The 13,178-nt window shown below is 67.9% G+C and carries 15 protein-coding genes and 1 tRNA gene; 10 read left to right on the top strand and 6 right to left on the bottom strand.

All coding sequences use genetic code 11. From position 1 onward, the window contains the following. Positions 1-16: 16 nt before the first annotated feature. Together KHC28_RS23435 and KHC28_RS23430 are read left to right on the top strand one after the other, a co-directional pair. A complete protein-coding gene (locus KHC28_RS23435; RefSeq protein WP_246565117.1) occupies positions 17-520 on the top strand; it encodes a BA14K family protein in 504 nt (167 codons plus the stop codon). Between the two features lie 139 nt (positions 521-659). Further along, a complete protein-coding gene (locus KHC28_RS23430) occupies positions 660-1,097 on the top strand; it encodes a GlcG/HbpS family heme-binding protein (protein WP_214010760.1) in 438 nt (145 codons plus the stop codon). Positions 1,098-1,127: 30 nt separating this feature from the next. Here the strand turns inward: KHC28_RS23430 and kdsA are convergent, their stop codons facing one another. The 3 genes from kdsA to KHC28_RS23415 all read right to left on the bottom strand — a co-directional run bounded on the left by kdsA (position 1,128) and on the right by KHC28_RS23415 (position 3,809). Beyond that, complete coding sequence (gene kdsA, locus KHC28_RS23425) at positions 1,128-1,973, bottom strand: 3-deoxy-8-phosphooctulonate synthase (protein WP_312893326.1); 846 nt, start codon at positions 1,971-1,973, stop codon at positions 1,128-1,130. Positions 1,974-2,061: 88 nt separating this feature from the next. Next, a complete protein-coding gene (locus KHC28_RS23420; RefSeq protein WP_214010758.1) occupies positions 2,062-2,805 on the bottom strand; it encodes a 3-deoxy-manno-octulosonate cytidylyltransferase in 744 nt (247 codons plus the stop codon). Next, on the bottom strand, positions 2,802-3,809 hold the full coding sequence (locus KHC28_RS23415; protein ID WP_214010757.1) for a KpsF/GutQ family sugar-phosphate isomerase: 1,008 nt from the start codon (positions 3,807-3,809) through the stop codon (positions 2,802-2,804). The genes KHC28_RS23420 and KHC28_RS23415 overlap by 4 nt, the downstream gene beginning before the upstream one ends. A gap of 326 nt (positions 3,810-4,135) precedes the next feature. Here KHC28_RS23415 and KHC28_RS23410 point away from each other — a divergent pair, with 326 nt between their 5' ends. The 3 genes from KHC28_RS23410 (at position 4,136) to KHC28_RS23400 (ending at position 7,165) form a co-directional block, all read left to right on the top strand. After that, positions 4,136-5,836, top strand: a complete 1,701-nt coding sequence (locus tag KHC28_RS23410; RefSeq protein WP_214010756.1) for an ArnT family glycosyltransferase — start codon at positions 4,136-4,138, stop codon at positions 5,834-5,836. A 2-nt stretch (positions 5,837-5,838) separates the two neighbouring features. Then, positions 5,839-6,165, top strand: a complete 327-nt coding sequence (locus tag KHC28_RS23405; protein ID WP_214010755.1) for a lipid-A-disaccharide synthase N-terminal domain-containing protein — start codon at positions 5,839-5,841, stop codon at positions 6,163-6,165. A 118-nt stretch (positions 6,166-6,283) separates the two neighbouring features. Then, positions 6,284-7,165, top strand: coding sequence for a phosphatase PAP2 family protein (locus tag KHC28_RS23400; protein WP_214010754.1), 882 nt, complete (start codon positions 6,284-6,286; stop codon positions 7,163-7,165). On the opposite strand, the gene KHC28_RS23395 is transcribed toward KHC28_RS23400, so the two are convergent. Further along, positions 7,123-7,917 (bottom strand): glycosyltransferase family 2 protein, encoded by a 795-nt coding sequence (locus KHC28_RS23395; RefSeq protein ID WP_214010753.1) that lies wholly within the window; start codon positions 7,915-7,917, stop codon positions 7,123-7,125. The genes KHC28_RS23400 and KHC28_RS23395 overlap by 43 nt on opposite strands. 304 nt (positions 7,918-8,221) lie before the next feature. Between KHC28_RS23395 and KHC28_RS23390 the strand changes: the two genes are divergently transcribed. Further along, positions 8,222-9,364, top strand: coding sequence for an ROK family protein (locus KHC28_RS23390; protein WP_214010752.1), 1,143 nt, complete (start codon positions 8,222-8,224; stop codon positions 9,362-9,364). A 28-nt stretch (positions 9,365-9,392) separates the two neighbouring features. On the opposite strand, the gene KHC28_RS23385 is transcribed toward KHC28_RS23390, so the two are convergent. After that, on the bottom strand, positions 9,393-10,331 hold the full coding sequence (locus KHC28_RS23385; protein WP_214010751.1) for a metallophosphoesterase family protein: 939 nt from the start codon (positions 10,329-10,331) through the stop codon (positions 9,393-9,395). Between the two features lie 30 nt (positions 10,332-10,361). Between KHC28_RS23385 and KHC28_RS23380 the strand changes: the two genes are divergently transcribed. The 4 genes from KHC28_RS23380 (at position 10,362) to KHC28_RS23365 (ending at position 11,822) form a co-directional block, all read left to right on the top strand. After that, on the top strand, positions 10,362-10,874 hold the full coding sequence (locus KHC28_RS23380; protein WP_214010750.1) for an NUDIX domain-containing protein: 513 nt from the start codon (positions 10,362-10,364) through the stop codon (positions 10,872-10,874). Positions 10,875-10,986: 112 nt separating this feature from the next. After that, positions 10,987-11,063, top strand: a tRNA-Met gene (locus KHC28_RS23375). 182 nt (positions 11,064-11,245) lie between these two features. Further along, on the top strand, positions 11,246-11,479 hold the full coding sequence (locus KHC28_RS23370; RefSeq protein WP_214010749.1) for a hypothetical protein: 234 nt from the start codon (positions 11,246-11,248) through the stop codon (positions 11,477-11,479). A gap of 106 nt (positions 11,480-11,585) precedes the next feature. Continuing rightward, entirely contained in the window at positions 11,586-11,822 is a 237-nt protein-coding gene (locus KHC28_RS23365) for a DUF982 domain-containing protein (protein ID WP_214010748.1), read from the top strand. A gap of 40 nt (positions 11,823-11,862) precedes the next feature. On the opposite strand, the gene KHC28_RS23360 is transcribed toward KHC28_RS23365, so the two are convergent. Then, on the bottom strand, positions 11,863-12,747 hold the full coding sequence (locus tag KHC28_RS23360; protein ID WP_214010747.1) for a Hint domain-containing protein: 885 nt from the start codon (positions 12,745-12,747) through the stop codon (positions 11,863-11,865). Positions 12,748-13,178: the final 431 nt, after the last annotated feature.

Genomic DNA, 13,178 nt, shown 5'->3' with positions numbered 1-13,178 from the left:
TAGCAGGAGTAATCCGATGATGAAGAAGATTTCATTCGCTGTTGCGGCGATCGCCGCCTTTGCCAGCGCCGGCATTGTTCCCGCTGCGGCCGTGCCATGGAACCCGAGTGGCCTACAGGCCCCGGCTCAGCAAATCGAGCAGGTGCAATACCAGCCGCGCCCACGTCCCAATATGGGGCCGCGTCCCGGCGTCGGGCCCCGGCCGAATTACCAGTCGCGTCATTACGCTGGGGCGTCGCGTGGATACTACAACAGGGGCGGTCGACACTATTACAACGGTCATCGCGGCTATAATTACTATCGGCCCGGCTACCGCAGCTACAATGGCTGGTGGTTCCCCGCTGCCGCCTTCGCCACCGGTGCTTTGATCGGCGGTGCCATTGCCGCCCAGCCGAGCTACGGCGGCGGTGGCAACGCGCATGTGCAGTGGTGCGCGAGCCAGTACCGCTCCTATCGGGTCTCGGACAACACCTTCCAGCCCTATAACGGTCCGCGCCAGCAGTGCGTCTCGCCCTACTGACGCCGTCCCGCATTCGAAAAGCGAAAGCCTGGCCCTGGCCGGGCTTTCGTGCTTTTCGGCCGGCTTGACGGCGGCGCGGCGAGCGGGCCTATCGGAGGCGTCCGATTTTCCGGCTGAAACCTCCGATGAAGGTGCGTCCATGACCGAACTGACCCTCGCTGCCGCCCAGACCATCGTCGCCACGGCGCTCGACCATTGCCGCAAGGGCAATTTCAAGCCGATGTCCGTCGTCGTGCTCGATGCGCGCGGGGCGCTGAAGGCGGCGGCGTCGGAGGACGGCACCAGCCTGAAGCGGGCCGGGGTGGCGCATGGCAAGGCTTATGGCGCGCTCTCGCTCGGCCTCGGCTCGCGCTCGCTGTTCAAGCGCGCCAAGGAGCAGCCCTTCTTCATCGCCTCGGTGACGCATGTGGCCGAGGGCGCGCTGGTCCCGGTGCCGGGCGGCGTGCTGATCCGCGATGCGGCCGGCGCGCTGGTCGGCGTCGTCGGCATTTCCGGCGACACCTCGGACAATGACGAGGCGGCGGCACTGGCCGGCATCGCGGCGGCCGGCCTCGTCGGCGACCCCGGCGAGGATTGATCCTCGCCGTTCAGGCACTAGGCGCCGTCGTCAGGATTTGGCGACGGCGTCGAAGGCCTGCAGCCGGGCGATCAGCGCCGGCATGTTGTCGATCTGGATCATGTTGGGGCCGTCCGACGGCGCGTGATCCGGATCCTCATGGGTCTCGATGAACACCCCGGCAACGCCGATGGCGACCGCGGCGCGCGCCAGCGTCTCGACATATTCGCGCTGGCCGCCGGAGGAGCCGCCCTGGCCGCCCGGCTGCTGCACCGAATGGGTGGCGTCGAAGATCACCGGCGCGCCGAGATCGGCCATGATCGGCAGCGAGCGCATGTCGGAGACCAGCGTGTTGTAGCCGAAGCTGGTGCCGCGCTCGCACAGCAGCGTGTTCGGATTGCCGCTCTCGGCGATCTTGGCCAGCACGTTGCGCATGTCCCAGGGGGCGAGGAACTGACCCTTCTTCACATTGATCGCCCGCCCGGTCTTCGCCGCGGCGATCAGCAGATCAGTCTGGCGCGAGAGGAAGGCGGGGATCTGCAGCACGTCGACCACCGGCGCGACCAGCGCGCACTGTTCCTCGGTGTGGACGTCGGTGAGCACCGGGAAGCCGAACTGCTGCTTCAACTCCGCGAACACCTCCATCGCCTTGTCCAGCCCGATGCCGCGCTTGCCGGACAGCGAGGTGCGGTTCGCCTTGTCGAAGGACGACTTGTAGACGAAGCGGATGCCGGCCTTGTCGCAGATCCCGGTCAGCCGCTCGGCCATCATGAAGGCGTGGTCGCGGCTCTCCATCTGGCAGGGGCCGGCAATCAGCGCCAGCGGGGCCTTGTTGGCGAAGGTGACCTGCCGGTCGCCGGAGCCGACCTGGATGGTGGCGTTGGTGGTCGGTTCGATGCTCACGTCGTGAACTCCTGGCCGAAGGGTGCGCCTTCGGCATTCTGGCTGTTCGGCACTCTGTTCGGCACTCGCGGCCTTGCCGTCGTCAGGCGGATGCGGCCGCCAGCATGTGGCGCGCGCGCTCGAGGTCTTCCGGCGTGTCGACGCCGAGCGGCACCGAGGCGACGATCTCGACATCGATGCGCATGCCGGCTTCGAGCGCCCGCAGCTGTTCCAGCTTCTCGCGCTGCTCCAGCGGGGACGGGGGCAGTGCCACGAAGCGTTCCAGCGCCGCGCGCTTATAGGCGTAGAGCCCGATATGGTGATAGAGCGGCCCGTCGCCATGGGGGGCGGTGGCGCGGGTGAAGTACAGCGCGCGCAGGCGGCTGTACGACAAGGGCGAGCCGACCACCTTCACCACGTTCGGATTGGTGCGCTCTTCCGCGCGGACGATCTCGACGCACAGCGTGGCGATGTCGACGCTGGTATCGGCGAGCGGGGCGAGGGCGGCGCGCACCGTGTCCGGCTCGATGGTCGGCAGGTCGCCCTGCACGTTCACCACGTAGCGCGCGCGGCCCTGCGGGTCGACGCGCTCCAGCGCCTCGAAGATGCGGTCGGAGCCGGAGGGGTGGTCGGCGCGGGTCATCACCGCCTCGAAGCCGGCGGCGGTGACCGCGCCGAATACCGCCTCGTCATCCACGGCGACCACCACGCGGCCGATATCGGCTTCCGCCGCCCGGCGGGCGACCTGCACGATCATCGGCGCGCCGGCAATGTCGGCGAGCGGCTTGCCCGGCAGGCGGGTGGAGGCCATCCGCGCCGGAATGAGCACCAGCGTCTCGCTCTTCATGCGACGCCCGCGCGCAGCAGATCGTGGATGTGAATGATGCCCTGGGGACGCCGCTGCGTGTCGACCACGAAGGCGACGGTGATCTTCTCCGACTGCATCAACAGCAAAGCGCGCGCCGCCAGCATCGCCTCGTCGACGACGCGCGGACGCTTCGACATCACCGTCTCCACCGGCTGCTGCAACAGGTCGGGCGCCATGTGGCGGCGCAGGTCGCCATCGGTGATGACGCCGACCAGCGCCCCGGCCGCGTCGACGATGCCGACCACGCCGAAGCCCTTGCTGGACATCACCAGCAGCGCCTCGCTCATGCGCAGGCCGAGCGGGATGAGCGGCATCTCCTCGCCGATATGGGCGATCTCGCCGACCGGGCGCAGCTGCGAGCCGAGCTTGCCGCCGGGGTGGAAGACGCCAAAATCCTGCGGGGTGAAGCCGCGATGCTCCAATAGCGCGATGGCGAGCGCGTCGCCGACCAGGAGCTGGAGCAGCGTCGAGGTGGTTGGGGCGAGGCCGTGCGGGCAGGCTTCCGCCACCTGCGGCAGGCACAGCATCACATTGGCGTTGCGGCCGAGCGCGCTGTCCTCGCGCGAGGTGAGGGCGATCAGCGGAATGTCGAAGCGCTTGGCATAGGCCAGCACGTTGGCGAGCTCGGCGGTCTCGCCCGACCAGGACAGCAGCAGCAGCGTATCGTCGGCGGCGATCATGCCGAGATCGCCGTGGCTCGCCTCGGTCGGGTGCACGAAGAAAGCCGGCGTGCCGGTCGAGGCCATGGTGGCGGCGATCTTGCGGCCGATATGCCCGCTCTTGCCGACGCCGGAGATGATCAGCCGGCCCTTGCGGCCCGCCACCAGTTCCACCGCGGCGTCGAAGGCGGCGCGCAGCGCCTCGTCGCCCCGCACGAGGTCGGTGAGGGCCTCGACCGCCTCGGAAGCCTTGTGCAGCGTGCGCAGCAGCGAGGCGACGCCGGGGCTGTCGGCCCGCTCGGCCGGAAGGGTCCTATTCAGCATCGACTCACCATGAGGCATTCCACCATCATCGCGTCTTCCTATCCGATTTGCGCGGCCGGCGCACGGCGGCGGGTGGGAAGGCCCTCTCCGCGCCGCCGCTGCATAGCCGTGTTCTGCCGGTTTGTCTCGTTTCCGTGTCAGCTCCGTCCGTTGTCCGTCTCTTGCCCAGCCATGCGGGCGGGAATGCGGCACGGGGATTGCGAAGGGGGCCGGGCCGCTTCGCCTTAAATCGATCACACGAACGTCACGTGGTAGTAGCTAGGAAGGCGGCGGCGTGGCTGGCGAGATGGCCGGCGACGCCAGACCAGCAGAGGATCGAGCCGATAATGAGCGACGCAGCCGGCACGGTGCCGAACGGAAGTCTCGGAGCCTTCTCCCTGGCGGGACTGGCCGAACGCCATGCCCGGCTCGCCCTGGTGCTGCTGTTCTTCGCCTGCGTGCTGCCGGGCTTCTTCACCCTGCCGGTGATCGATCGCGACGAGGCGCGCTTCGCGCAGGCCTCGCGGCAGATGGTGGCGAGCGGCGACTATGTCGCACCTCGGCTCGGCGACGAATACCGTTTCAAGAAGCCGATCGGCATCTACTGGCTGCAGACGGCGGCGGTGAAACTCACCGGGCTGGCGCCGGAGGCGCCGATCTGGGCCTATCGGCTGCCCTCGCTGTTCGCCGCGCTGATCGCGGTGCTGGTGACGCATGCGGTCGGGCTGCGGCTGTTCAATCCGCGCGCGGCCTTCATCGGCGCGGCGCTGCTCGCGGCCTCGCTGATCCTCGGGGCCGAGGCGCGGCTCGCCAAGACCGACGCGACGCTGCTTGCCTTCGCGGTGACCGGGCAGATGGTGCTGGCCCGCTTCTACACCGCCCGGGCGGGAGAGCCGGTGCCGCTCGGCTGGACGCTGCTGTTCTGGGGCGCGATGGGCGGAGGCATCCTGATCAAGGGTCCGATCGTGCCGATGCTGGCCGGCTTCACCGTGCTCGGCCTGCTCGCCTGGGAGCGCCGGGCGGCCTGGCTGAAGCCGCTGCGGCCGTTGATCGGCGTGCCCTTCATGCTGCTGATCGTGCTGCCCTGGCTGATCGCCATCTTCATGAACACCGGCATGGCCTTCTTCCACGAGGCGATCGGCAACGACCTGCTCGGCAAGGTGTCGACCGGGCAGGAATCGCACGGTGCGCCGCCCGGCGCGCATCTGCTCGCCTTCTTCGTCATCTTCTGGCCCGGCGCGGCGCTGGCGGCGATCGCCACGCCCTGGGTGTGGGCGAACCGCTCGCTGCCGGCGGTGCGCTTCGCCCTGTGCTGGATCATACCGTTCTGGATCGCCTTCGAACTGTTCGCCACCAAGCTGCCGCACTACACGCTGCCGGCCTATCCGGCGATCGCGCTGCTCGCCGGCGCGGCGCTCGCTTCCGGCCGGCTGACCCCTCCGGCCGGCTGGGCGCGCGTGCTGGCGCTGGCCGCCGCGACGGGAGGCGTGTTCGCCGGCATCGGCCTCGTCGTCGGGCTGCACCTGCTGGCGGGGCGACTGCCGGTCGAGGCCGTGGTCCTCGCGGCGCTCGCGACCGTCCTCGGCCTATGGGCGGCCTTCAGGGCGCTGCGCTCGACGTTGGAGGCCACCTATGTCCCGCTGATCGCCCAGGCGGTGGTGCTCTACGGCCTCGGCTTCGGGGTAGCGGCGCCGCGCGTCGAGGCGCTGTGGGTCTCGCCGCAGATCGCCCGCTCGATCGCCTCTCATGTCTCCTGCGCCAATCCGCAGATCCTGGTGTCCGGCTTCGACGAAGCCAGCACGCTGTTCGTGCTGGGCACGGAGACGCGGCATGGAACTGGCGCTGACGCGGCCGATTTCCTCGCCGGGCCGGGGTGCCGGGTGGTGGCGGTCACCGACCGCCAGCGCGCCGCCTTCGAGGCCCGTCAGGCCGAACTTGGCGCGCAGGTCGCGCTACTCGACACCGTTTCCGGCTTCAATCTCGGCAATGGCCGCGCGATGACGCTGCAAATCCTGGGCGCTCCGGCGACCGGCGCGAAAGGATCGTGAGCATGATGTCGTTGACCATCACGCCGTGGCTGATCATCGGCTTCATCGGCCAGGTGCTGTTCACCGGCCGCTTCGTGGTGCAGTGGATCGCCAGCGAGCGGGCGCGGCGCAGCGTCGTGCCGCTGACCTTCTGGGTGTTCTCCATCGCCGGCGGCGTGACGCTGCTTGCTTATGCGATCTATCGCGAGGATCCGGTCTTCATCTTCGGACAGGCGGCGGGGCTGCTCATCTATGCCCGCAACCTCTATTTCGTGATCCGCGAGCGACTGGGGCGCACGCCTGTCGTGGTGGCGGCCGAGGCGAAGCGGGGCGCCGACACGGCGGCCTGAGCCTGTGTCATAATGCCAACTATCCCCAGCTTTCGCCAACGCGTCACCGAGGCTTCATCGACGCTACACCTACGCCTTGTTGAGTCCCCCGCATCGCAGCAAGGGGGACCGGATGGTGATGCGATTCAAGGTATTCTGCGCGGAGAACCGGGTGATCGCCTGCCTTCTCGCCACCTTGCTGCTGTCATCGGCGTTCATCCTGTTTCCAGGCATCGATTTGGCGATCAGCCGGCAGTTCTATGTGCCCGGCATCGGCTTCCCGCTGGCGCATAGCGGCCTGTTACAGGACGTCCGCATGGCCGGCAGCAACATTCCCGTCACGGTGGCGGTGGTGGTGTTCGCCGCGCTGGTGCTGAAGCTGCTGCACCCGCTGCGCCCCTGCCTGCTGCCGCCCCGCTTCGCGCTCTATTTCGCCAGCCTCTATCTGCTCGGCCCTGTGCTGCTGGTGAACGGGGTGCTCAAGACCTTCTGGGGGCGTCCGCGGCCGGTGAAGGTGGAGGAGTTCGGCGGCTCGGTCCCCTTCCTCGACGCCTGGTCGCTGGGCGAGAGCTTTACCCACCGCTCCTTCGCCTCCGGCGAGGCGGCGACCATCGCCTGCCTGTTGCCGCTGGCGCTGTTCGTGCCGCGCCCCTGGCGCTGGCGCGTCGCGGCGATGCTCGGCGTCGTCGTCGCGCTGGTGTCGTTGAACCGCGTGGCCTTCGGAGGGCATTTCCTCTCCGACATCACCGTCGCCATCGCGCTGGTGCTGACGATCGCGGTCGCGCTGCGGCAGATCTTCTATGTCAGCCACGCCGAGCTGTTCGCCGATGCGCGCCTCGATACCGAGCTGACCCGCCTCGGCCTCGCGGCGCAGAGCAAGACGAGGCGCGATCTCGACGCGGCCGCCGCCCTGATGCGGAACGGACTGGCGCGCCTCGCCGGTCCGTTCCGGCGCGTCGCAACTCAGAGGCTGGCGGCTCAGAGGCTGACGGTGTCGGCGTCGATCCTGCCGGCCGAGTGAGCCGGCGCCGCCGGTCGCAGCGGGATGGCGGCGCCGCTGTCCTCGGCGATGGGCGGCACGATGGTGCGACGGCGGAGCCAGACCACGCCGAACAGGTCGTAGATGCCCACGAGGGCGCGCCCGAAATTGGTGTATTTCGAGCTTCCGGCCAGGCGCGGCCGATCCCCGACCGGCTCATAGGCGACCTCATGCCCGTAGCTGAGGAACAGCGCGGGCAGGTAGCGGTGCATGCTGGAGAAATAGGGCAGGCGCAGGAAGGCTTCGCGCCAATAGACCTTGATGCCGCAACCGGTGTCGGGGCAATCGTCCTTGAGCAGGCGCGCACGCAGCCCGTTGGCGAAGCGCGACGCGAAGCGGCGCGAGCCGGTGGCGAGCCGCCGGGCCCGCAGGCCGCCGACCAGAGCGGGGCCTGGGCCGCCCGGCGGGGCGAGGCGGGCGAGCAGGGCTGGGATATCGGCAGGAACGTTCTGGCCGTCGCCATCCATGGTGGCGACGACGGGGAAGCCCGCGGCGAATATGCCGGTGCGCAGGCCGGCGCTCTGGCCGGCCCGGTGGGCGTGCCGGAGGTAGCGCAGGCGCGGATATTGCGCCATGAGCCCGCGAATCTCGGCACGCGTGCCGTCGTCGCTGCAATCGTCGACGACGACCACCTCGCCGAGAATGTCCTCGGGCAGGACGTTGAAGGTTTCGGTAACGAGACGGCCGATATTGCCGGCTTCGTTATAGGCAGGGATCACAACTGAAACGCGCATCGTATCGCAATCTCGATCAATCCGCAGATACTGCCAAACTTCGATGAAATCGGCGTGAATAGACAATACGCGCGTAGTTAATGGCGAAAATCAGCTGGCCGTCAATTTCCGTAACGTCGTGTGCGCCCGCCAAGACGACATGCGGCGGCGTTCCGTGTCGTGCCGCGGCGCGCCTTTTCATCCGCGTCGGAGGCAGCAGATTCGCGCCGCCGGAACTTCATCGCGGTCCGGACCGTTGCACCGTACCGGCCATCGCCCGCGCTGCGCGCGACCGCAGGCCGGTGTCTCGGCACAGGGGGAGCGAATGCCCGGAAAGACCGCGAAAAAGTCGAACCCGACGCCGCCCGACGTCACGGTCCATGGGGCCTCCACCCTTGCCGCCGTCACCGTGGACGGGTTCAACGCCCAGCTGCGCGATGGCGACGGCTTCGTGGGGGATCGCGCCCGCCGCGCCGCCTTCTTCGAGATATTCGAACGCTGGCGCCAGCTGGCGGAGCGCAAACTGCCACTGCTCGACGAGGTGTCCCCCGACGACATGTCGAAATCGCGCATTGACGAGGCGCTGGCGGAGGGGAGGCCGCAGGAGCAGGCGCTGGTGCACAGTGCCATCGAGGACTATGCGCGCGAGCTGCTGGTTGTCATCCGCCGCCTGCTGCGCAGCGAGAGCTGGCGCGATACCCAGCGTATCGTCATCGGCGGCGGGCTGAAGACGGGTCGTTTCGCCGAGATCGCTATCGCCCGGACCGAATTGCTGGCGCGGGCGGACAAGATCGATATCGAGCTGCGCCCCATCCACAACGACCCCGACGAGGCAGGGCTGATCGGCGGCGCCCATCTGGCGCCGAGCTGGATGTTCGCCAGCTACGACAACATCCTCGCCATCGACATCGGCGGCACCAACATCCGCTGCGGCATCGTGAGGCTCAATCTCGACAAGGCTGACGACCTGTCCAAGGCGCGGGTCCGCGACCTCGAGCTGTGGCAGCATGCGGAGGAGAAGCTCGGGCGCGACGCCGCCGTCGCCCGGCTGGCCGGGATGCTGGAAGGGCTCATCCGCAAGGCCGACAAGGAGGGATTGCGGCTCGCGCCCTTCATCGGCGTCGGCTGCCCCGGCTCGATCGCCGCCGACGGCTCGATCGAGACCGGCGCCCAGAACCTGCCGGGCAATTGGGAAAGCGCGGGGTTCAACCTGCCGACAAGGCTATGGGAGGCGATTCCTTCCATCGGCGGGCACGAGACGACGGTAACGATGCACAATGACGCCGTCGTGCAGGGCTTGAGCGAAATCCCCTTCATGCAGGACGTCGCGCGCTGGGGCGTGCTGACCATCGGCACCGGCCTCGGCAATGCGCGCTTCACCAATCGCGCGCGGCCCAATGAGGAGCAGAAGGCGGCACGCAAGCGGGACGACAGCAGGGATGCCGGCGGGGGCACGCGGAAGGGCTGACGGGCGGGAGGACTGGCAACCGGAAAGGCTAGGCGCTTTTTGCCGCCATCAGCACCCGCGTGGTGCGGGTGGCGACCGTTGTGTCGCCGCGGGCGAAGCCGCGTGCCTCCAGCGTGCAGCGCCAGGGGAATTCGGCGCCGGGCAGGCGTTCGATCCGGTAGAGGTGGTAGCCGCCCGGCCAATGGCTGTCCTCCGGTCCGGCGGCGAAGGACGGTGCCTCGACGACCGGCACCAGCCCGCCGGAGGGGCCGGCCAGCATTTCCACCATCGGCCGGTGGTCGTGGCCGCAGATCACCAGTTCGGCGCCATGCGCTGCGAGGCAGGCCCGCACCGCCTCGGCATCGAGGAGCCGCTTATGCGCCGAGCGGTGGCCGCAGGGCGGGTGATGGATCAGCACCACCCGGAACAGTTTCTGCTCGCCGAGTTCCTTCAGCACCCCGGCCAACCGCTCGATCTGCCCGCGTCCGACCTTGCCGGTCGCCATGAAGGGCTGGGTCGGTACCGCCGTCGAGACGCCGATCAGCGCGACGTCGCCGCGCCGGCGCACGAAAGGGAAGGGGAATTCGGCGACCACGCCCTCCGCGTCGCCGCCCTCGGCGCCGTCGCCGCGCATGTAGTTGCCCCAGTTGAGCAGCGCGTGATGGGCGGTGGAGCGCACATAGGCGTCGTGATTGCCGGGCACGACCGTCACATAGTGGCCGGGCCCCAGTTCCTGCAGGAAGTCGAGGCCGGTGCGATATTCCGCCGGCAGGCCGACATTCACCAGATCGCCGGTCACCGCGATATGGTCCGGCGCCGTCGCCTTGATGTCGGCGAGGAGGAGATCGATGGTGTCTTCCGAGAATCGCCGACGCCGTCCGCGGCGCCAGTTGATGACGCCGAGCGCCCGCTTGCCGGCGAGCTCGAGGAGCCGCGCCCGCGGCAGCGGACCGAGATGGGGGTCGGTGAGATGAGCGAGCACGAACACGGGGCCCTCCATAGCAGCGCCGACATGCGGATGGGAAGCCGGGCCGAGGGACCGGACATCGCGTCCACGCCAAGTCGAACCGGGCTGCCGCCGTTCCGCCTGCCGCGCCTGCTGCATCTGTGGGGCCGGCTGACGCGCGGGGTGACGCTGGGCGTGCGCGCCGCCGTCATCGATCCGCAGGGGCATATCCTTCTGGTGCGTCACACTTATGTCGCCGGCTGGCATCTGCCCGGCGGCGGCGTCGATCCCGGCGAGACGGCGGAGGAGGCGGCGCGCCGCGAACTGATGGAGGAAGCGGCGATCCGTCTCACAGAGCCGCCGCTGCTGCACGGGCTGTTCCTCAACGCCCATCTCGGCTCGCGCGATCACGTCGCGGTGTTCGTCTCGCGCGGCTTCGACATCGGCCCGCCGGTACATCCCAACCGCGAAATCGCCGAAACCGGCTTCTTCCCGCCGCAGGATCTGCCCGCCGCGACCACGCCGGCGACGCGGCGGCGCATCGCCGAGATCGTCGAGAAACGCCCACCGGCCGCGTTTTGGTAGGCCGCAACGCGCTTCGGCTGTGTGAAGTATGCACAGCGGCGCTTGACACCCTTCGGCGAGCTTCCTTATATCCGCGCACCTCGCGAGGCGGCCCGACACGGCCGCTCCCGATGGCGGAGTAGCTCAGCTGGTTAGAGCACGGGAATCATAATCCTGGGGTCGGGGGTTCGAGTCCCTCCTCCGCTACCAATTTTTCTCAAGAAGCATCAATGATTTAAGTGGCGCGCTGCCTTCGAAAGGAAGGCCTGCATGTCGCGCCCCGATGCGAGCTGCTTTCCTTAATTTCCAATGATTCCCGGGACGGTACGGCGAATCCACGCGGCATAAAACGCGCCACCCCTCCTGATAGCGAATGGCCTCGCCACCCGGCGATGATTGAATTCGTCCAAGGGTTCGCCCGCATTCAGGCCCGCGCTGATTTCGCTCGTGAAATGGAAGCCGCCCGAACCGAGGCCGCTTCTCAGCAGCAAGCCGATCTCTCCGCCAGCCCTTCAGAAGCGCCTGTGAGCTTCGTCAACACGCCAGAAGAGGTCGTGCTGCGCTGGACATGCTCGCCGGCCGAGCTTCGCCGCTTCGCCCGCGCAATCCTCGCCGCCTGCGGCTAGGCGGAGAGCTCGAGACAGCCCGATGGGTGGCCGGCGGGCTCCCTGCACACTCTGTCGGCCGATGGCGTCTGACGGAACCCTTTTCGCTCGGCGCGATTGATCCGCCATGCGCAAGAACATGCAGCCCGTCAGCATCTGGGAAAGCGATGCGGTCATGCGCACGCTGACCGACGTCGAGGGCGCGGCCCAGTTCCTGCTGACGAAATGGCCTGACGTCGACGATACGGAGATTCGCCGGGCGGCTCGTCAGGCGGCGCTGGACGCGCTTATCGGAGCCACGTTCGTCGAGACGTTCCGAGCCGCATTCATTGCGGCAGCAGAGGAGGCCGGCATTCTGGCTTGAGCCCGCCAGCCGAATGACCGGCGGGCTTTATCGCAGCAGATCAGGCGGCGACGATCTTCGACGGCATTTGAGCGGCGATCCGAGCGCGGATGGTCGCCGGCAGCTGGCGAGCCGACTTGACGCGCGGCAGGTCCATTTCGGCTATCGTATCGCTGGGCTCGCCGTACAGCGCCTCGAATTCCGCGTAGTTGTCGAACCGCCGGCGCGTGACGTTGTTCACGAACGTTTCGGCCGGAACGCCCTCGGCCAGCACCAGCGCGTGGTCCTCGAGTTCGATGTGGTAGTAGGTGAAGCGGATTTCCTCCGGCTTGTGGCGCAGGATGGTGACGCCGTTCACCAGCGCGCCGGCCTGGACGAGGATGCCGCCCAGCATCAGCGCGTGTTTCGGCGAAACAAAGAGATCGCGCAGGGGGAGATCGTCGCCCAGCACACCGGCCGTGATGCGGATGGGGTAGTTCGCCAGCGGATCGGCGAAGCGGGACACAACGGTTTGCCGGCCCAACCAGCGCACCGGGCGTGTCTCGCCGGAAGCGGTCAGCAGGAGGTCGCCAATGGCAAGCTCTTCCACCGGGCGCTCGCCATCCGGCGTGGCGATCAGTGTGCCTGCGAGGAAGCAGGTCGTGTAGTTGGCCCTCGTCATCGTGAGTTCGGATTCCGAGGGAACGTCCACATGCGTGGCATACCAGTAAAACCCGGAGGTGTACTGGATGATGATGCCGTCGTCGCTGTACCCGGCATAGTACCCGATAAGGGAGGGTTCGCTGCCCTGCGTCGAGATGTAGATCGGGTCGCCAATCGCAAAGGTCTGCGTCTCGTCGTTGAGGTTGGTGACATAGGTTGAATCGTAATGGATATTGTACCAAGTCTCGAAGGTGTCGCCTTCTCCGACAAGGCGGACCATGTAATCGAGCGAAAGATCGGCCATTTCAGCGGTTCCGGAAGTTCGTGGCATGAAGCTGTGCGGCACCTCGATGGAGCCGCGTGAGGGATGTGCCGGTCGAAGCCTTTCGCACGGCGTTCGTCGCCGCCGCAGAGGAAGCGGGGATTTTGGCTTCACCATGCCGGCCCAAGGGCTTGGCCACGCGGTTCTGAACGAATGCGTAAGGTTCCATGGGGCACTTCATGGGCGATTCTCGGTGTGCGTTCCAGAGCGCCCCTGACTCCCGTGTTCCTGTTTCGCTCTCATAGTGGGCATGGAACCACGCCTCTTGGATTTCCCCCTATGTCGTCGTCCGCGTGCAGTGCTCGCGCGGCGAAAGGTTTGGCGAATATAGGCTTGCACGGCTTGCCGCGCGCTTCGGCCGGGAAATCGGGCTTGGCGAGCCGATCAAGGCGCTGTCGCAGGACTGCTGCCAC

The sequence above is a fragment of the Ancylobacter sonchi genome, assembly GCF_018390695.1.
GTDB classification, from domain to species: domain Bacteria; phylum Pseudomonadota; class Alphaproteobacteria; order Rhizobiales; family Xanthobacteraceae; genus Ancylobacter; species Ancylobacter sonchi.
This window is presented reverse-complemented; position numbering and strand designations above follow the sequence as displayed.